Below are 18068 nucleotides of genomic sequence, written 5' to 3' on the forward strand. Positions count from 1 at the left end.
GATCGCACATATTAGGGGGGTCTTTTATGCGGGTCCAATTTTCGCGCCGCGCGCTGCTTCTGGCTTCGCTGTCGGGCGCGGTGCTTTCCTCGACGCCTGCGCTGGCGCAGGAAGCCGACACCAAGGGCTATGACGACGAAATCATCGTCACTGCGCAGAAGCGCGAAGAAAATCTCCAGAATGTCCCGATCAGCATCCAGGCACTGGGCACCCGCAAGCTCGACCAGCTGAACGTTGGCAATTTCGAGGATTTCTCGAAACTGCTGCCAAGCGTGTCCTTCCAGTCGAGCCAGCCCGGCGTGACGACCGTCTATATGCGCGGCGTCGCCAGCGGCGGCGACGGCAACCATTCGGGTTCACTGCCCAGCGTCGGCGTCTATCTCGACGAACAACCGGTGACGACGATCGGCGGCACGCTCGACGTCCATGTCTATGACATCGCGCGCATCGAATCGCTCGCGGGACCGCAGGGCACATTGTACGGCGCCTCGTCGCAGGCCGGGACGATCCGCATCATCACCAACAAACCCGACACCAGCGGCTTCGAAGGCCGCGTCGACGGCGAGCTCAACAGCGTCAAGAGCGGCGGCATGGGCGGCAAGATCGAGGGCATGATCAACGCCCCGATCAGCGAGATGGCAGCGATCCGCGTCGTCGGCTGGTACCAGAAAGATGCCGGGTATATCGACAATGTGCCGGGCACGCGCAGCTTCCTTGGCGCGCCAATCCTCGACGAGAACGGAGATTTGGTCGGTAACGCGCCCGGTATAACGGTCAACAATGCCGGGTTCGTCAAAAAGAACTTCAACGATGCCGAAATCTATGGCGGTCGTGCGGCGCTGAAAGTCGATCTCGACGACAATTGGACGGTGACCCCGACGGTCCTGTATCAAAAGCAGACCAGCAGTGGCACCTTCGCGCAGGATCCGCGGGTCGGCGATCTGCAAGTCCAGCGCTTCTACCCCGACAGCCGCAGCGACAAGTTCATCCAGGCGGCGCTGACGATCGAGGGCAAGATCGGAAATTTCGACCTGACCTATGCCGGTGCGTATCTCGATCGCAAGGCATATCAGATCAACGACTACACCGATTATGCCGAGGCGTATGACAAACTCTATGCCAATTATACCGATGAGGACGGCAATTTCGTGTGCAGCGGGCTGGCGGGCTGCTTCTATCTTCAGGACAATGCCGGCAACACCATCGACCCGCGCCAGTTCATCATCGGGACCGACCATTTTCGCAAGATGAGCCAGGAACTGCGCGTGTCGTCGCCGCAGGACGAACGCTTCCGCGTCGTCGCCGGGCTGTTCTACCAGCGCCAGAGCAACCAGATCCATCAGGATTACAAGGTCCCCGGCCTCGCCGACCTGCTTTCGGTCAACGGCCTGCCAGGCACGCTGTGGCTCACCGAGCAGAAGCGCGTCGACAAGGATTATGCGGCGTTCGGCGAGGCGAGCTTCGACATCACCCCGACAATCACGCTGACGGGCGGTGGGCGCTATTATAAATATGACAACAGCCTGATCGGCTTTTTCGGCTTTGGCCGCAATCCGAACGGCCCTCCCTTCAACGGCGCGGCCAGTTCACGCACCGGCGTCGCGGGCTGCTACACGACGACGGGCGCAACCCTGCGCGACAATCCGGGCGGCACCTTATTGCCCGCCGCGGTACCGGGTGGTCCCTGCACCAACCTCGCCGATTTCGTCGGCGGCGAACTGGTACCGAAACGCACCAAGGACACGGGGTTCACGCACCGCGTGAACCTGACCTGGAAGCCCAGCGAGGATGTGATGACCTATGCGACTTGGTCGCGCGGTTTCCGCCCCGGCGGCATCAACCGGCGCGGCACGATTCCACCCTATGCCGCCGACTTCCTCACCAACTATGAGCTGGGAATCAAGACGACATTGGCGGACGGCATGGTCCGACTCAACGCGGCGGTGTATATGCAGGACTGGAAGCGCTTCCAGTTCTCATTCCTGGGAGAGAACAGCTTTACCGAGATTCACAATGGTCCGAACGCGCGGATCAAGGGGATCGAGGCAGATATCAACATCCGACCGACTCAGGGCCTCACCATCACGGCGGCGGCATCCTATACCGACGCCAAGACGCGCAACAATCTGTGCACATTCGACGATCCGACCTATGTCTGCGCCACCGACGACCCGACCGATCCGGATAAGTTCATCGCCGCGAAGAAAGGCACGCGCCTGCCCGTGACGCCGAAGTTCAACGGCAATGCGACGGTGCGGTACCAGTTCCCGGTCGGACCCGGCGAGATGCATTTCCAGTCGGTGATCGCCCATCGCGGATCCGCGACCCCGGACATCCGCGTCGACACCGCGACCGCGCTGGGCCGGGTCAAGGGGTCGACGACGGTCGATTTCGCCGCCGGCTTCGAATGGAGTTCGTACAGTTTCGAACTGTTCCTGCAGAATGCATTCGACGAGCGCGCGCAGCTGGCGCGTTATTCGAACTGCGGCCAGTGCGACGGCCGTGTGCAGATTTTGGTGAACCAGCCCCGGACTATCGGGGCGCGGCTGGGCGCCAAGTTCTGATCGGGTGACGGTCACGCAAACCAACGACGAAAGGCCGGGCCAAAAGCTCGGCCTTTTGATGTGCGTCGCGCTCGGCATGGGAAACATGATCGGGTCGGGCGTCTTCCTGCTGCCGCGCGACCTCGCCCCGCTCGGCTGGAACGCGGTCATCGGCTGGGGCGTGTCGATCGCCGGGACCCTGTGCCTTGCGGTCGCTTTCGCGCGGCTGGCGAAGCGGCTCCCGACGGGCTGCGCGACCTACACCTATGCCGCCGCGGCCTTCGGCCCCGGGACCGGCTTCATCGTGGCCTGGAGTTACTGGATCAGCTGCTGGACCGTCGTCGCGACGCTCGCGGTGGCGGCGATCAGCAATTTGTCGATCCTTGTGCCGGCGCTCGCGGATGGCGGCGCGAGTACCGCGCTGATCGCGATCGGCTTCATCTGGTTCTTCACCCTCGTTAATTTGATGGGCGTGCGCCGTGCCGGCGGGGCGCAATTGCTCACTCTCGGGCTCAAGTTGATCCCTGTCGTCGGCGCGGTGCTGGTGGCGCTGTGGCTATGGGGCAATGGCGCCGCCCCGACCCCGACGATGGTCGGCACCCAGCCGGTGAGCCTCGACAATATCGGTGCCGCCGCGACGCTGACCCTGTTCGCGCTGCTCGGCTTCGAAAGCGCCTGCGTCGTCGGCGACCGGGTCCGCGAGCCCGAACGCACGATCCCGCGCGCGACGATTATCGCAGCCGCGACGACCGGGCTGCTTTATCTGCTGTCCTGCACGACAGTCACATTGCTGTTACCGCTCGAAACGCTCGAGGCGTCGAACGCCGCCTATGCGACCTTTTTCGGCACGCTCGTCGGCCCTTCGGCAGGGCAGGCCGTCGCGCTGTTCGCCGCGATCGCGGCGCTCGGCGCGCTCAACGGCTTCGTCCTCTTGCAGGGCGAAATCCCGCGCGACCTGGCGCATCGCGGCCTGCTGCCGCCGATCTTCGCGCGCGATAACCGTTTTGCCGTGCCCTGGTTCACCCAGATCGTGTCGAGCGCGCTCGCCAGTTTCGTCGTCTATGCGAACTATGCCCGCGGGCTGGCCGAATTGTTCAAATTCATGGTGCTGGTGACGACCTCGACCGCGATCATCTTCTACATCGTCGGCGCGCTCGCGGCGCTGAAGCTCGAGCGCAGCGGCGCAATCAAGGCCTCGCCGGGGTTCGTCGCCCTGACGCTGCTCGGTTTTCTCTACAGCTGCTGGGCCTTTTATGGCGCCGGCTGGGAAGCCAGCCTGTGGAGCCTCGGGCTGACCGCCGCCGGGCTGCCGATATATCTCGCGATGCGTCGCGCCCGGTCCGCTGCAGCCTGAAACTTGCCTGCAAGCGGGAAATCGCTTATCGGCGAAATCCCGTTGGCCCGGATTCGGGCTTTTTTGGAGACGTGACGTGTCGGACCGCCGAACAAACCAGGGTTTGAAACCCTGCGGCATCCGCCCGCTGTCGTAGCGCGTTTTTCCTGACGCGGTGCGCCCGGGCGCTGCCGCAATTTCAACCCGCCAACATCAACTCAGCCGTTGGGCGCCGTGCGTCCGCCGGCCGCAGGCAGGTATTTATGTTGCACGACAGCCATTGGGCTCGCGCGCTTGCGCGGGCCGTCGCCACGGATCATCCGGGCAAGACCAAGACCGGCCGGGTCCTGCTCGGCTGGGCCCGCGCGCGCGCCGCCGCGCTCGGGTTCGACGAAAAGACCATCGCGCGCACGGCGTTGCTCGGGCCCATGGCCCCGGCGCCCAATGCGCGTGAGGACGAAAGCCTGATGCAGGCAAACCGGCTGGCCGACGCGCTCGATCTCGCCGCCGAAGAGCGTGCGCTGCTGCTGCTCGTCACCGCGATGGAGCGCGGGCCGCTGACGCGCAGCCTCGCCAAGCTGGTCGAGGTCGAGGGGCTCGACATGGAGGCCTTGGTCGGAACGCTCACTGGGCTTGCCCCGCATGCCATTCGCACCGCCGAAGTGGTGCGGCTCGACCTCGTCGGTCGCTGGACGAGCAAGGAGGGCAAGGTCGAGTTCGGCCTGTGCTGGTCGTTCGAGCGGCTGCTCGACGCCAAGACAGGGCAGCATGACAGTCTGATCGACGGCCTGCTCGGTCGCCGCCAGACCGCGCGCCATGCGATGGCCGACTTTCCCGCGCAGCAGCGCGAAGCCGATCTGGCGCTTGCGCTGCTGCGCGGAGCGATGGCTGGCGGCGCGCGGGGGATCAACATTCTGATCCACGGCCCGCCGGGAACGGGGAAGACCGAGCTGGCGCGGACACTCGCGGCGTCGCTCGGCGAGCCGCTGCATGCGGTGGGCGAAGCCGACAGCGACGGCGACGAACCGAGTCGTTTCGACCGCGTCGCCGCGCTGCGTCTGGCGCTGCGGACGCTTGAGAAGCGCGGGCGTGCGCTGTTGCTGTTCGACGAAATGGAAGACCTGCTCGGCAATGCGCAAATCGAGCAGGATGGCCGCATCCGCAACCGGTCGGGGTCGAAGCTGTTCGTCAACCGGCTGCTCGAGGAGAATGTCGTCCCGGTCATCTGGACATCGAACTGCATCGCCGATGTCGATCCGGCGATCCTGCGCCGGTTCAGCCTGTCGATCCGCATGGACTTTCCGAGCATCGCGCACAGCCCGAGCATGCTCGACCGGGTCAGCAGCGAGGAAAAGGTCGCGGTCGATCCGGCGCTCGTCGCGCTCGCCGCGCGTGCGCCCGAAACCGCATCGCTGTTCCGCGTCGCGGCCCGCGCAGCCGCGCTGGCGGGCGACGCCGACAGCGCGAGCCGCTTCGCAGGCTCCATTCTGGACGCAATGCGCGGCGAGACGATCGAACCGCGCACGCCGCGTGATTTCGACGAGATGCTGCTCGCCGCCGACACCGACCTTCCGGCGCTGTTCGCCAGCCTGGCGTGCGAGGGCGGCCCCGCCGATTTCTCGCTGCTGCTCACCGGGCCTCCCGGAACGGGGAAGACCGAGGCGGTGCAGGCGCTGGCGCGGCGGCTGGGGCGGCCGTTGCATATCAAGCGCGCGTCGGACCTGATGTCCAAATGGGTCGGCGAGACCGAGAAAGCGATCGCGGGGGCCTTCGCCGAGGCCCGGCGGCAGGGGGCGATGCTGTTCTTCGATGAGGTCGATTCGCTGCTCGCCGACCGGCAGGGGGCGGCGCACAGCTGGGAGGTGAGCCGGGTCAACGAACTGCTCACCTGGATGGAGGATCGTTCGCTGCCCTTCGCCGCGGCAACGAACCATGCGGCGAAGCTCGACCCCGCGTCAGCACGCCGCTTTGTGTTCAAGGTCGAAATGCGCGCGCTCGACGAGGTGCGGGCGCGGCGGGCGTTCGTCCATTTCTTCGGGCGCGAAGCGCCGGCGACGCTGGGTCAGCTCGGCAGTCTGACGCTCGGCGACTTCGCGGTCGTCGCGCGACAGATGCGTTTTACCGGCGCGATCGACGATGCAGCGCTGGTCGATCGGCTGCGGCGCGAGCGCGCCGCGCGCCCCGCGATGCCGCAGCCGATGGGGTTCGGATCAGACGCGCCACTTGGGCGCGAAGAAACCCCGGTCGCGTAACACCACCTCGGCGGCATTGTGCCCCGGCGCGCCGGTGACGCCGCCGCCGGGGTGGGCGCCCGCGCCGCACATGTAGAGATTCCTGACCGGGCCGCGATAGCCGCCGTTGCCGAGCACCGGGCGCGCGGCCCACAGCTGGTCGAGCGTCATATTGCCGTGCATGATGTCGCCGCCGATCAGCCCGAATTTGCGCTCGAGCCCCTTGGGCGAGAGGCGCGTCTGGCCGACGATGCTGGCGCGGAAGCCCGGCGCATGTGCCTCGACGGTATCGATGATCGCGTCGGCGGCGGCGCCTTCCTCATCGTCCCAGTCGCGACCATCGGGCAACTCGGGCGCGAACTGCTGACAAAAGAGGCTGGCGACATGCTGACCGAGAGGCGCGAGGCTGTCGTCGATGGTCGAGGGGATGAGCATTTCGACGATCGGCTTCTTCGACCAGCCGAACTGTTTCGCGTCGAGGAAGGCGCGGTCCATATAGTCGAGTGTCGGCGCGAGGATGATCCCCGACTGGTGATGTTCGCCGGGTTCGGGCAGGCAGGTGAACTTGGGGAGTTCCGACAGCGCGACATTCATGCGGAAGGTGCCGCTGCCCGCCTTGAAACCGCGGATACGGCGCTGAAAATCGCCCGGCAGGTCGGACGCGTCCATCAGCCGTTCGTAGAGCAGTTTCGGCCCGACATTGGCGATGACGCGCGCGGCGGCGATTTCCTCGCCGCCGGCGAGCTTCACCCCGACCGCCTTGTCGCCGTCGACGAGCACCTTCTCGACCGGGCTTTCGAGGCTGATCTCGACGCCAAGGTCGCGGCAGACCTTCGCCATGATCTCGGTGATCTTGCCCATGCCGCCGACGCTGTGGCCCCAGGCGCCCTTCTTGCCGTTCACTTCGCCGAAGACGTGGTGGAGCAGGACATAGGCGCTGCCCGGCGTGTCGGGGCTGGCGTAATTGCCGACGACGGCGTCGAAGCCGAAGGCGGCCTTGACCGCCTCACTCTCGAACCAGCTGTCGAGCATCGTGCGCGCCGACTTGGTGAAGAGGTCGAGCACGTCGCGCTGCTGTTCGAGGCTGAGCCCCGTGAAACGCCGCCCCTGCCGCGCGCCGTCGATCAGCGTGCGGAAGCCTTCGCCGACATTGGGCGGCACGCGCAGCGCGAGGTCGCGGAGCAGTTCTGCGACATTTTCGAGCGCGTCATAATATTGCGGAAGCACGTCGGCGTCGCGGGCAGAGAATCTGCGGAACTCGGCCTGGGTGCGTTCGAGCCCGCCGCCGAGCTTGAGGTAGCCGCCATCCTCCTGCGGCAGGAAGTTGCTGATCGGCCGCTCGATCACGCGATAGCCATGATCGGCGAGCTTCATGTCGGCGATCACCTTGGGCTGGAGCAGGCTGACGGTGTAGCTCGCGACCGAGTTGCGGAAGCCCGGCGCGAATTCCTCGGTCACCGCGGCGCCGCCGACGACGCCGCGCGCCTCGACGATGCGGACCTTGAGCCCCGCCTTGGCGAGATAGAAGGCGCAGACGAGGCCGTTGTGGCCGGCGCCGATAATCAGGGCGTCATAGGCTTTGGTCATGGGAAGTCTTTCGCAAGCGGGGATTGAACATGCTGGCGGCCGAAACCGAGGCCGAGGACACGGCCGGGGATGCGGCGGAGCAGCGGGATGCGGTCGAGCAGGCGGACGGCGAGTGGAACGCGCGTGATTTCGCCGCGCAGCATCGGTTCGATGACGCGCTGGTGCGCGAAACGCTGGATCGCCTGCATGCGGGTGGTGGGTGTCCAGCGGCGGTCCTGTACCTTGGCGAGCAGCGGATCGGGGTCGGCGCCGGCGGCGAGCGGGGCGGCGAGGATATTGGCCGCTGCGACGGCGTCCTGCACCGCAAGGTTGATGCCGACCCCGCCGACGGGCGACATCGCATGCGCCGCATCCCCGATCGCAAGCAGCCCCGGGCGCGACCAGCGGGTGAGCCGATCGAGCGCGACCGAGAGCAGCTTGACGTCGTCGAAGCTATGGATCGCATCGATCCCGGCGGCGAGGCCCGGGGCGATGGCGACGATGCGCTCGCGGAAGGCCGCGATGCCCTGCGCCTCGATCGGGGCAAAGCCCCCCTTTTCGATGATCTGCGCGCATTGCCAATAATCGCCGCGCGGGATGGCCACAACCATACCGCCTTTGTCGATCGTGCCGAGCGCGACTTCGGACATGTCCATGCCCGCGGGAACGGGAACGCGGAACCACAGCACGTCCATCGGCGCGCCCAGATCTTCGAGCGGCAGTTCGGCCGCATCGCGAAGCACCGAGCGACGCCCGTCAGCGGCGATGACCAGCCGCGCGGGCAGCGCCTCGCCGCTCGCGAGCGTCACGCCGCTGACGCGATTGGCGGCATCGTAGGAGAGTCCGCTCGCCTCGGTCGACATGCGCAAGTCAAAGGTCGGATATTTGCGCCCCTGCCCCGCGATGAAATCGAGCAGGTCCCATTGCGGCATCATCGCGACGAAGCGCGCCGCGACGGGGAGATGCTTCATCGTCGCGATCGTATAACGCTGCCCAAGCAGGTTGAGCGTCATCGTGTCGATCGCAGCGTGGGGTTCTTTCAGCAGTTCCTCGAGCAGGCCGATCTCGTGGAACAGTTCGAGCGTCGAGGGATGCACGGTGTCCCCGCGGAAATCGCGGAGGAAATCGGCGTGCTTCTCAAGGACCGTCACGCGGACCCCGGCGCGCGCGAAGAGCAACCCCGCGACCATGCCGGCGGGGCCACCGCCGACGATTACCACGGGCGCGGTTTCGCTCAACGTCAGCTCCAGCCCGCCGCGGGCGCGTGCTCGAGCCTCGCTTCGGGGATGATGTCGCGCATCCGCGCGCAGAAATGCTTGAGGCAGACTTCCTTGTCGCTGAGCGGACCCATAGTGAAGCTCTTCGACTGCATGCCCGCCTGCACCCGCGTGATCAGTTCGGTGTCCTCGGCATTGACCTGGCGGTTGATGCGCCAGTTCAAATAGCGCGCGGCCTTCATTTCGCGGCGGTCGTCGGGCAGAACGTAGCTGATTTCGCGGATCAGGCAGGTCGTGGGGCCGGTCGGCAGCCATTGCATGAAATCGACCTGGTCGGGATAGATGTCGAAGGCGACATTGGGCCAGAGCTTGAAATAGAGCCAGTGGCGCTGGCTCGCTTGTGGCAGGTGCGGGACCGGCGGCAGCAGGCGCTGGTACATGCGTTCGGACCAGTTGGCCGACGGGCGGTCGATCAGGTCGCCCCACATGCGGTCGACATTATCCTCGGCCTCGACGCCATAGCTTTTGCCGAACAGGCGGGTGAGGCCGGGGTGCGCGACGGGGATGTGGAGGCCGTCCGAATAATTGTCGCCGACATTCTTCCAGTTGACGTCGCGCGGGCGGAGCGTGACGCGGCCGAGCGCGCCGAGCTCCTCGAAACGATAGGGCTCGATCATCGCCTCATAGGGCGCCATCATGCTCGCGACCGACGGGCCGCCGTCGTCGTCGAGCCGCACGAACCAGAAACCGCGCCAGCGTTCGAGGCCGACGGGAACGAGCCCCGCCTTGCCCTTGTCGAGCGTCGGGTAGCTCGCGCTATCGGGGACGCCGGTGAGACGCCCGTCGAGCTCGTAGGTCCAGGCGTGATAGGGGCAGACGAGCTTCTTCGCGCAGCCCGTCGCGCCGTCGACAAGGCGCGAGCCGCGGTGGCGACAGACATTGGTGAAGGCCCGCACGATGCGGTCGGCGCCGCGCACGACGATCACGCTTTCGCCGCAATAGTCGATGCTGTGCCAGTCGCCCGCATTAGGGATGTCGCTGTCGTGGCAGACGACTTGCCAGCTCGGGCGGAAGATGCGCTCCATCTCCGCAGCGTGGAAGTCGGGATCACTGTAGGTCCAGGCGGGCAAAGACCAGCCGTCGAGCGGGTCGATGTTGTCGAAAGTGTCGCGCAGCGTTGCCATGAGTCTATCCTTGTTGTACGAATGTATAACAATATGCAGCCCGCTCGCCAAGCCTTTACGCGCGAAAGCGCCGATGCCCGCCGGGGCGCGCTGATCGAGGCGACCGCGGCGGTGCTGGCCGAGCAGGGGCTGGCGGGAACGAACGTCCGGGCGATCTGCGCGAAAGCGGGGGTGTCACCCGGGCTTTTGCGGCATTATTTCGCAGGAATCGACGATCTGGTTGCCGCCACCTACCGCGCGACGAGCGACCGGATGGACGCGATTTTCGCCGCTGCCGTCGAAGGCGCGAGCGCCGATCCGCGGACGCGATTGAACGCCTATCTGACCGCGAGTTTCCGCCCGCCGGTGACCGATCCCGAACTGCTGGGGGCGTGGACGGCGTTCTGGGCGCTGGCCCGCAGCGACGCACGGATGGTGCAGATCCACGCGGAAAGTTACGCCGGCTATCGCGCACGGCTGGGCGACCTGCTCATAGCGTGCGGCGTGACGCCGGCCGAGGCCGCAAAACTGGCGGTTTTGCTGACCGCGATGGTCGACGGGCTATGGCTCGAACTGTCGCTCGACGCCGAAAGCTTCGGCGCCGAGGCGGCAGTGGCGATGGTCGAGCGCGCGGTCGGGGCGCTCGTCTGACTCTTATTTCGACAGGTCGCGCAGCAGGCTGTCCCAGTGCGCGAGCGCGGGGGCGATCGCGTCGACGGGGACGCGTTCGTTGAGGCCGTGGGCGTAGCTGTCGCTGGCTTTCGAGAAAAGGCCCGCGACGCCGTAGCTCGGCACGCCCTGAATGCGGAAATGATAGGAGTCGGTCGCCCCCGCGCTCATCGAGGGGATGATCGGCAGGCCCGGCGCGCGCGCATGGACCGCCTTGGTCACCGCCGCCACGACGTCGGGGCGCAGCGGCGAGGCGTCGCTGGCGCTGGCGTCGGGATCGGTGTTCACCTTGACCCCGGGGTCGGCGATCACCTTCTCCAGCTCGGCGCGCACCGTCTCGACCGGCACGCCGGGGAAGATGCGGCAGTTGATGTTCGCGGTGGCGCGCTGCGGCAGCGCATTTTCGGCATGGCCGCCCTTGACGAGGGTCGGCACGCAGGTGGTGCCGATCTGGCCGACATATTCGGGGTCAGCGCGGATCGCAGCGATGGCATTGGAGTCGGCGGGGTTCGCCGCAAAGGCCTTGAGCGCCGCGCCGACGTCGCCGCCGACCTGATCGGCGACGATCGGCATGCCGACCTTGGTCAGCTCATTCTGCTGCGGCGTGAAACGGTAGGCGCCGACCTTCGCCAGCGCGTTCGAGAGCTGGACGATGGCGTTGGTGGCCGAGGGGCGCGAGCTGTGACCGCCGGGGTTGGTGACCTCCAGCACGAAATCGGCATAGGTTTTTTCGCCTGCCTGTAGCCCGTAATATTTGGGCTTGCCGTCCTCGCCGATCAGCCCGCCGCCGCCGTCGCCGTTGAGCGCAAATTCGGCGCCCTTGTACTTGGCGGCGAGCGCGCGGGTGGTGAGCATCGAGGTTTCCTCGTCGCCCGAGAGCAGCAGGATGATCGAGCGCTTGGGCTTGAAGCCGTCCTTCTTGAGCTGCGCCATCGTCGCGACCATCATCGAGACGTCGAACTTATTATCCTCCGACCCGCGGCCGAAAATATAGCCCTGCTCCTCGACGGGCACGAAGGGGTCGCGCGTCCAGTCCTTCGCATCGGCCTCGACCACGTCCATATGGCCGAGCAGCACGATCGGCTTGCCCTTGCCCGTGCCCTGGAGCGTCGCGGCGAAGGTCGCGGTTTCGCCGATCGGCGTGATTTCGATATCGGCGTCGGTATAACCCGCCGCCTTGAGCACGCCGGCGTAATAGGCGGCGAGTTCGGGCACCTTGCCGCGGCCCTCGACGGTCGGGATCGCAATGCTGTCGATCAGGATTTTCTTCGCCGTGTCGGTGTCGGCGGGTTTGGCGTGGGCGGGCGCGGCGGCGATCAGGGCGGCGGCGAGGGCGAGCGGTGCGGTGTAGGTGCGCATGGCAACGGGTTATGGCGCGGTCGAGCGGGTTCGCAAGCGATATGGTGACGGAAAGCAATCCGTCATCCCGGGCTTGACCCGGGGCCTGCCTTGTCTTGAAGGCAAAAAAGGCGGGTCCCGGGTCAAGCCCGGGATGACGATAGGAAATCAAGCCGCGATCTTCTTCGCCTTCGGCGCCGCGGTCTTCGGCTTGAACCGGCACAGATCGTCGACCGGGCAGCGCCAGCATTCGGGCGTCCGCGCCTTGCAGATGTAGCGGCCGTGGAGGATAAGCCAGTGGTGCGCACCGACGCGAAACGGGCCGGGCGTGTCCTTCTCCAGCTTTTTTTCGACCGCGAGCACGGTTTTTCCCGGCGCCAGGCCAGTGCGGTTGCCGACGCGAAAGATATGCGTGTCGACCGCGAAGGTTTCGGCGCCGAAAGCGCAGTTCATCACGACATTGGCGGTCTTGCGCCCGACGCCGGGCAGTTCGACGAGGGTGTCGCGGTCGGCGGGCACCTCTCCGCCATGGTCGCGGACGAGGATTTCAGAGAGGGCGATGACGTTCTTCGCCTTCGCATTGAACAGCCCGATCGTCTTGATATGCTGTTTCAGCCCCTCTTCGCCGAGATAGACCATCTGCTGCGGGGTCTTCACCTCCTGAAACAGCAGCCGCGTCGCCTTGTTCACCCCGACGTCGGTCGCCTGCGCTGACAGCACCACCGCGACAAGCAACTGATAGGTGTTGCCGAACTGAAGCTCGGTCTCGGGACTGGGGTTCAGTTCGGCGAGGCGGCGGTAGAATTCGAAGATATAGGCCTTCTTCATTCGGCCTTCGGCGGATGCGCCGCCTTCCACTCCATCGCGGCGCGGACGCGGCGTTCGACCGAGGGGTGCGAATAGAAGAGGAACTCCTCGACCGCGTTCGGGCGCGGGTTGCGATATTCGGCGGTCTTGACCAACGCGCTGGCCATCGCGTCGGGCAGGTTGACCGTCTGCACCGAGTACAGATCGGCCTCGGTCTCGCCCTTGCGCACGACCCAGTTCTGTACCGGCTGCGCGAGCAGGCCGAAGAGCGAGACGATGAACATGAGCACCGGGAAACCGCGCGCGTCGCCAATGGTCGCATCGCTGCCGAAGAGGCGCGCGAAGTGGAGGAAGAGGCGGTCGGCGAGGAAAAAGAGCAGGATCGCGAGCAGCGAAAAGACGGCGATCATCCACCAGATCTGGCCGAGAACATAATGGCCGATTTCGTGCCCCGTCACCGCCCGAACCTCGTCGAGCGAGGCGCCTTTTAGCGCGACGTCCGAAATGGCGATGCGCGCCGAATGGCCGAGGCCAGAGACATTGGCGGTGAAATTGTTCGACTGGCGCGAGCCGTCGAAAACGAAGATGCGGTCGGGTTCGATGCCCGCTTCCTTCGCCTGCACTTCGAGCGCGTCGCGGACTGCGCCGGCGGGAAGCGGCTTGTAATCGTTGAACAGGGGTTCGACGACGATCGGCGAGACGAGCAGGATGGCGAGGATCGCGGTCGCGGCGAGGCCGCCCGACCAGATCCACCAGCGCTTTCCGGCGCGGCGGATCAGCGCATAGATGCCGAGGAAGAAGAGAGCGCCGAACAGCGTACCGATGACGAGCGAGATCGCCGACTGCGCAAGATAGTCGCCGAGCGGCTGGCTGGTGCGGCCATAGGCGCTTTCGCGGAAAAAATTGGTGTAAAGGTCCCACGGCAGGGTGAGCAGCGCCGAGAGCAGCAGGAAGGCGGCGCATATCAGGAAAGTGCGGACGGCCCAGCCGCGCCGTTCGAGTTTCGCCGAAACGCGGTCGAGGATGCGGAACCGCACGAAGAGGAATGTGACGACAGCGGCGACGACGACGTTCCACAGGAGCAGCCATTCGCTGCCGACGGTATAGGCCGCGGCCTTGGCGAGCGCGGCGGGGCCGAGGCCGTCGATATAGGCGGCGGTAGCGATAGCGGGATCGAAGCTCATGGCGTCACTCCAGGATCGAAAGGTCAGCGCAGCCAGCGGCTGAGCACGGGAAAGGCGGGCAGTCCTTCGGCGAGCGCGGTGCGCAGGTCGGCGGTCATGCCGTACAGGCCGAGCATCGGCGCGCCGATATAGCGGCCGGTGGCGTAGCTGGTGATCAGCGCCGCGCTGTCGCCGCGATAGCCGCCGTCGTGGAACAGCTGGCGCAGCGGCAGCTCGCACGGCAGGGACGCGGCATAGGACCAGGCGATCGCGACCATCTCGTCGGTCGGATCGGCGACGAGCGGGCCGAGCGTCGCGCGGTCTTCGGGCGCAACGGCGGCGATATGCCCCGCCTCGTGGAGCAGGTCGCCCGGCCAGACGGGGGTGTCGGGGTCGATCAGCAAACGGCCCTCGACGATCGCGAGGCCTTCGAGCAATTGTTCCTTCTGGTCGCCGATCCAGTCGACCTCGATCCCCACCTCTTCGAGGAAGGGCAGGATACGCGCCGCCGCCGCCTCGCCGCCGCCTTCCTCGCGCCATGTGCAGGCCGATGCGGTTACCTTGTCCATGTCGGTCATCCTAATGGCAGTCCCAGGAGAAAGCGACGCGCGAGAAATCACGCGCGGCAAGATCGGCGTGGCGGATCAGGAACACCGCCTCGCCGACGTCGCCCCAGCCGATATGCGCGTCCGAAGTGAGGCGGAGCAGCGTGCGGTCATAATCGTCATAATGGCCGGCCTCGCGAAAATCGGACTGAGTGAAGGAAGGGTAGCCGCCGACGTGGTGGACGATCGGTTCGCGGCGATCGGGGCCGAAATACCAGTCCTCGACCGTCTTGATATTGGGACGGTTCCACAGTCCGCCGAGCAGGCCGCGCGTGCTGTAGTCCCCGATCGGCGGTTCGTGCCGCGCCGCCGATGCGACGAGCATGACACCGCGCGCTCGGGTCCGATCATGGAGAGGCCCCATCGGCTCGGGCGGGGGCGGTGCATCGACGAGCCGGCCCGCGGGCAGGCCCGCTGGATGCCAGACCAGCCGGATCGCCGAATTGGCGGGCTCGTCGAAATCGGCGCCCATGATGTCCTCACAGGGGAGGAAGAATTGCAGCACGCCGCGGCTCGGAAAACCGTCGAGCGGCGGCAGGTCGACGAAGTCGATCTGTGCGACGAAATCCATCGGCCGGGCTGCGGCGTCGAGCGGCCAGTCGGCTCCGTCGGCGACCCATGCGGGGCCGCCAAGGCGGCAACCGTCGGGGCGGATGGGCTGGTCGGGATCGGGCTTGAGTTCGGCGGCCGGCAGCGCGTGCGCGGGGAACCACGCCCTGATCGCGGCGATCTCCGCATCGGTGATCGGCGGTCCCGGCGGATTGCGCCGCTCGTCTTCGGCCTTCCATGCCCCGAGGTCCTTGCGCCAGGTCTTCAGGTTCGCGCGCTCGGCCAGCCAGCGGCGGGCCGGGCCGACAAGGACCAGGGCGACGACGATCGCGGCACAGAGAAGGCCGAACAGTTCGGCGGTCACGAAAGCCCCAGCACCTGCGGCATCGTATAGCGTCCGGCCTTTTGGTGGATCAGCCATAGCGCGGCGCGCACAGCGCCGCGCGCAAAGATCATGCGGTTTTCGGCGCGGTGCGACAGGGTGATCATTTCCTCGTTCCCCGCGAAGATGACGTCATGATCGCCCGCGACGGTGCCGCCGCGGACGCTGGCGAAACCGATCTTGCCATGGCCGCGCGCGCCGGTGAGGCCGTCGCGGCCGCGTTCGGAGCAGGTGGCGAGGTCGATGTTGCGCCCGTCGGCGGCGGCCTGGCCGAGCAGCAGCGCGGTGCCGCTGGGGGCGTCGACCTTCATCCTGTGGTGCATTTCGACGACCTCGATGTCCCAGTCGGGGCCGAGGCGCGCCGCGGCCTCCTGCACCAGATGCGCGAGCAGGGTGACGCCGAGCGAGGTGTTGCCGGTCTGGAGCACCGCAATGTCCTGTGCCGCGTCGTCGATCAGATAATGATGCCGCTCCTCGAGCCCGGTGGTGCCGATGACGATCGGGGTCTTTGCAGCAACGCAAGCGTCGAGCGTGGCTTCGAGCGCGGCGGGCGAGGAGAAATCGACGAGCACGTCGGCGTCCCCGGCAAGCTTCGCGATATCGCCGCCCTTGTCGATGCCGCAGTGCCGCGCCCCGGCCTCCGCCGCGGCGGCCGCGAGCACGAGGCCCATGCGGCCCTGGCTGCCGACGATGCCGATGCTGGTCATAATGCGTCCCCCGAAATACCGCCTCCCTTTAACCGCTGGTGTCGAGCGAAGTCGAGACACGTTGGCGCCGCGCCTTGCGTGTCTCGACTTCCACCGTTGGTGGAAGTTTATCCTGAGCGCCTGCTAAAGGCAGGCGAAGGGCTCGACACGAACGGATAAGAGGGACGCATGAAAGAGATTCAAAACATCGTGATCCTGACCGGCGCCGGGGTGTCGGCCGAGAGCGGCATCGACACGTTTCGCGACGGCGGCGGATTGTGGGAACAGCACCGCGTCGAGGATGTCGCGACGCCAGAGGCCTTTGTCCGCGACCCCGACCTCGTCCACCGATTCTATGACGCGCGGCGCGAAGCGATCCAGACCAAGGTGCCGAACGCGGCGCATGACGCGCTGGCGCGGCTCGATGCGGCCTGGCCGGGCGAATTGCTGATCGTGACGCAGAATGTCGACGATTTGCACGAGCGCGCGGGAGCGAAGCGGCTGATCCATATGCATGGCGAGCATCTGAACGCCTGGTGCACCGGATGCGACACGCGCAGCCGCTGGACCGGCCCGCTGATCGAGCGGCCTGCCTGTCCCGGGTGCGGTGTCGCGGGGCTGCTGCGTCCCGACGTCGTGTGGTTCGGCGAGATGCCCTATTATATGGACGCGATCTATCATGCGCTGAACCGCGCCGACCTGTTCGTGTCGATCGGGACGTCGGGCGCGGTCTATCCGGCGGCGGGCTTCGTGCGCGAGGCGCGGGCGAGCGGGGCGCGGACGCTCGAGCTCAACATGGAGCCGAGTCAGGGGTCGCACTGGTTCGGCGAAGCGCGGCACGGACCGGCAAGTGTGCTGGTGCCGGCTTGGGTGGAGGAAATGCTGGGCGCCTAGCGCCGCGCCGCGAAGAAATCCCGGAGCAATGCCGCCGCCTCCCCTGCCCCGATCCCGTCGTAGATTTCGGGGCGGTGGTGGATCGTCGGCTGGCTGAACACGCGCGGGCCGTGGACGACGGCACCGCCCTTGGGATCATCGGCGCCATAATAGAGGCGCGCGATGCGGGCGTGGGCGATCGCGCCGGCGCACATCGCGCAGGGTTCGAGCGTGACATAGAGGTCGCAGCCGTCGAGGCGGTCGTTGCCGAGTCTGGCGGCGGCGGCGCGAATCGCGACGATTTCGGCGTGGGCGGTCGGGTCGTGCGATTCGCGAGGGCGGTTGTGGCCTTCGGCGATGATCACCCCGTCCTTGACGATCACCGCGCCGACCGGCACTTCGCCCGCGTCCGCGGCGGCTTTGGCGAGGTTCAGCGCGGCGCGCATCGGTTCGGGCAGGGGAAATTGCGGCATCGCTTTTCCCGCTAGTCCCTTGACGAATCTGCGGCAAGCCGATAAGCGCGCGCCTTTCCCGGCTCACTCCGGTCCTGCAGTCCCCGATTTATCGGGAAGCGCCCGGACGCCGAACCGAAATTTTTTGTACGAGGACAGATATCATGTCGCGCATCTGCGAACTGACCGGCAAGGGTCGTATGGTCGGCAACAATGTCAGCCACGCCAACAACAAGACCAAGCGCACCTTCCTGCCCAACCTGCAGAATGTGACCTTGCTGTCGGACGCCCTCGGCAAGGGTTTCAAGCTGCGCGTGTCGACGCACGGCCTGCGCACCGTCGAGCATAATGGCGGCCTCGACAACTGGCTGATCAAGGCCGGCGACGACCAGCTGTCGGCTTCGGCGCGTAAGCTGAAGAAGGACGTGGTGAAGAAGCTGGCCGAAAAGGCCGCTTAAGCTTCCCAAGCTTTCGAATCGCATGGAGGCCGC

General features: G+C 66.4%; 16 protein-coding genes. 6 read left to right on the forward strand and 10 right to left on the reverse strand.

Annotation, left to right across the window (positions count from 1 at the left end):
• Positions 1 to 26: 26 nt before the first annotated feature.
• The 3 genes from ASD67_RS06335 to ASD67_RS06345 all read left to right on the forward strand — a co-directional run bounded on the left by ASD67_RS06335 (position 27) and on the right by ASD67_RS06345 (position 6128).
• The gene (locus ASD67_RS06335; RefSeq protein WP_056344872.1) at positions 27 to 2564 is read left to right on the forward strand and encodes a TonB-dependent receptor; all 2538 of its coding nucleotides are present in this window, start codon (positions 27 to 29) and stop codon (positions 2562 to 2564) included.
• A 58-nt stretch (positions 2565 to 2622) separates the two neighbouring features.
• Complete coding sequence (locus tag ASD67_RS06340) at positions 2623 to 3897, forward strand: APC family permease (protein WP_056344875.1); 1275 nt, start codon at positions 2623 to 2625, stop codon at positions 3895 to 3897.
• Positions 3898 to 4139: 242 nt separating this feature from the next.
• Positions 4140 to 6128: an AAA family ATPase gene (locus tag ASD67_RS06345; RefSeq protein ID WP_056344878.1), complete on the forward strand. Its 1989-nt coding sequence runs from the start codon at positions 4140 to 4142 to the stop codon at positions 6126 to 6128.
• On the opposite strand, the gene ASD67_RS06350 is transcribed toward ASD67_RS06345, so the two are convergent.
• Genes ASD67_RS06350 through ASD67_RS06360 form a run of 3 tightly spaced genes read right to left on the reverse strand, consistent with a single transcriptional unit; the run spans position 6087 to position 10074 of the window.
• Entirely contained in the window at positions 6087 to 7694 is a 1608-nt protein-coding gene (locus tag ASD67_RS06350) for a phytoene desaturase family protein (RefSeq protein ID WP_056344881.1), read from the reverse strand. The two genes, ASD67_RS06345 and ASD67_RS06350, sit on opposite strands and share 42 nt — an antisense overlap.
• A complete protein-coding gene (locus tag ASD67_RS06355) occupies positions 7691 to 8911 on the reverse strand; it encodes an FAD-dependent oxidoreductase (RefSeq protein WP_235535587.1) in 1221 nt (406 codons plus the stop codon). The genes ASD67_RS06350 and ASD67_RS06355 overlap by 4 nt, the downstream gene beginning before the upstream one ends.
• Before the next feature lie 2 nt (positions 8912 to 8913).
• Positions 8914 to 10074, reverse strand: coding sequence for an aromatic ring-hydroxylating oxygenase subunit alpha (locus ASD67_RS06360; protein ID WP_056344884.1), 1161 nt, complete (start codon positions 10072 to 10074; stop codon positions 8914 to 8916).
• A 33-nt stretch (positions 10075 to 10107) separates the two neighbouring features.
• Between ASD67_RS06360 and ASD67_RS06365 the strand changes: the two genes are divergently transcribed.
• A complete protein-coding gene (locus tag ASD67_RS06365; protein WP_235535588.1) occupies positions 10108 to 10704 on the forward strand; it encodes a TetR/AcrR family transcriptional regulator in 597 nt (198 codons plus the stop codon).
• A gap of 3 nt (positions 10705 to 10707) precedes the next feature.
• On the opposite strand, the gene ASD67_RS06370 is transcribed toward ASD67_RS06365, so the two are convergent.
• The 6 genes from ASD67_RS06370 to dapB all read right to left on the reverse strand — a co-directional run bounded on the left by ASD67_RS06370 (position 10708) and on the right by dapB (position 16273).
• The gene (locus ASD67_RS06370; protein ID WP_056344890.1) at positions 10708 to 12081 is read right to left on the reverse strand and encodes a M20/M25/M40 family metallo-hydrolase; all 1374 of its coding nucleotides are present in this window, start codon (positions 12079 to 12081) and stop codon (positions 10708 to 10710) included.
• A gap of 147 nt (positions 12082 to 12228) precedes the next feature.
• On the reverse strand, positions 12229 to 12888 hold the full coding sequence (nth, locus tag ASD67_RS06375; RefSeq protein WP_056344893.1) for an endonuclease III: 660 nt from the start codon (positions 12886 to 12888) through the stop codon (positions 12229 to 12231).
• Positions 12885 to 14051 (reverse strand): M48 family metalloprotease, encoded by a 1167-nt coding sequence (locus ASD67_RS06380; RefSeq protein WP_056344895.1) that lies wholly within the window; start codon positions 14049 to 14051, stop codon positions 12885 to 12887. The genes nth and ASD67_RS06380 overlap by 4 nt, the downstream gene beginning before the upstream one ends.
• Before the next feature lie 23 nt (positions 14052 to 14074).
• Entirely contained in the window at positions 14075 to 14599 is a 525-nt protein-coding gene (locus tag ASD67_RS06385) for a hypothetical protein (RefSeq protein ID WP_156377596.1), read from the reverse strand.
• A 10-nt stretch (positions 14600 to 14609) separates the two neighbouring features.
• Positions 14610 to 15548 carry a YwqG family protein gene (locus ASD67_RS06390; RefSeq protein WP_056344897.1) on the reverse strand — a complete coding sequence of 313 codons (939 nt, stop codon included), beginning with the start codon at positions 15546 to 15548 and terminating at the stop codon, positions 14610 to 14612.
• On the reverse strand, positions 15545 to 16273 hold the full coding sequence (gene dapB, locus ASD67_RS06395; RefSeq protein WP_056344900.1) for a 4-hydroxy-tetrahydrodipicolinate reductase: 729 nt from the start codon (positions 16271 to 16273) through the stop codon (positions 15545 to 15547). Before dapB ends, ASD67_RS06390 begins: the two co-directional genes overlap by 4 nt.
• 168 nt (positions 16274 to 16441) lie before the next feature.
• On the opposite strand from dapB, the gene ASD67_RS06400 reads away from it, so the two are divergent.
• Entirely contained in the window at positions 16442 to 17146 is a 705-nt protein-coding gene (locus ASD67_RS06400; protein WP_056344903.1) for an NAD-dependent deacylase, read from the forward strand.
• Here ASD67_RS06400 and tadA read toward each other — a convergent pair.
• Positions 17143 to 17598, reverse strand: a complete 456-nt coding sequence (tadA, locus tag ASD67_RS06405; RefSeq protein ID WP_056344905.1) for a tRNA adenosine(34) deaminase TadA — start codon at positions 17596 to 17598, stop codon at positions 17143 to 17145. The two genes, ASD67_RS06400 and tadA, sit on opposite strands and share 4 nt — an antisense overlap.
• 143 nt (positions 17599 to 17741) lie before the next feature.
• Here tadA and rpmB point away from each other — a divergent pair, with 143 nt between their 5' ends.
• A complete protein-coding gene (gene rpmB / locus ASD67_RS06410) occupies positions 17742 to 18035 on the forward strand; it encodes a 50S ribosomal protein L28 (RefSeq protein ID WP_056344908.1) in 294 nt (97 codons plus the stop codon).
• Positions 18036 to 18068 lie beyond the last annotated feature (33 nt).

Source organism: Sphingopyxis sp. Root1497, assembly GCF_001427085.1.
Taxonomy (GTDB): Bacteria; Pseudomonadota; Alphaproteobacteria; order Sphingomonadales; family Sphingomonadaceae; genus Sphingopyxis.

Coding starts and splice junctions, on each gene's coding strand:
- nth (WP_056344893.1), bottom strand. CDS start 12,888: ATGAAGAAGGCCTATATCTTCGAATTCTACCGCCGCCTCGCCGAACTG.
- ASD67_RS06385 (WP_156377596.1), bottom strand. CDS start 14,599: ATGGACAAGGTAACCGCATCGGCCTGCACATGGCGCGAGGAAGGCGGC.
- dapB (WP_056344900.1), bottom strand. CDS start 16,273: ATGACCAGCATCGGCATCGTCGGCAGCCAGGGCCGCATGGGCCTCGTG.
- ASD67_RS06360 (WP_056344884.1), bottom strand. CDS start 10,074: ATGGCAACGCTGCGCGACACTTTCGACAACATCGACCCGCTCGACGGC.
- ASD67_RS06340 (WP_056344875.1), top strand. CDS start 2,623: ATGTGCGTCGCGCTCGGCATGGGAAACATGATCGGGTCGGGCGTCTTC.
- ASD67_RS06350 (WP_056344881.1), bottom strand. CDS start 7,694: ATGACCAAAGCCTATGACGCCCTGATTATCGGCGCCGGCCACAACGGC.
- ASD67_RS06380 (WP_056344895.1), bottom strand. CDS start 14,051: ATGAGCTTCGATCCCGCTATCGCTACCGCCGCCTATATCGACGGCCTC.
- ASD67_RS06370 (WP_056344890.1), bottom strand. CDS start 12,081: ATGCGCACCTACACCGCACCGCTCGCCCTCGCCGCCGCCCTGATCGCC.
- rpmB (WP_056344908.1), top strand. CDS start 17,742: ATGTCGCGCATCTGCGAACTGACCGGCAAGGGTCGTATGGTCGGCAAC.
- ASD67_RS06335 (WP_056344872.1), top strand. CDS start 27: ATGCGGGTCCAATTTTCGCGCCGCGCGCTGCTTCTGGCTTCGCTGTCG.
- ASD67_RS06400 (WP_056344903.1), top strand. CDS start 16,442: ATGAAAGAGATTCAAAACATCGTGATCCTGACCGGCGCCGGGGTGTCG.
- ASD67_RS06365 (WP_235535588.1), top strand. CDS start 10,108: ATGCAGCCCGCTCGCCAAGCCTTTACGCGCGAAAGCGCCGATGCCCGC.
- ASD67_RS06345 (WP_056344878.1), top strand. CDS start 4,140: ATGTTGCACGACAGCCATTGGGCTCGCGCGCTTGCGCGGGCCGTCGCC.
- tadA (WP_056344905.1), bottom strand. CDS start 17,598: ATGCCGCAATTTCCCCTGCCCGAACCGATGCGCGCCGCGCTGAACCTC.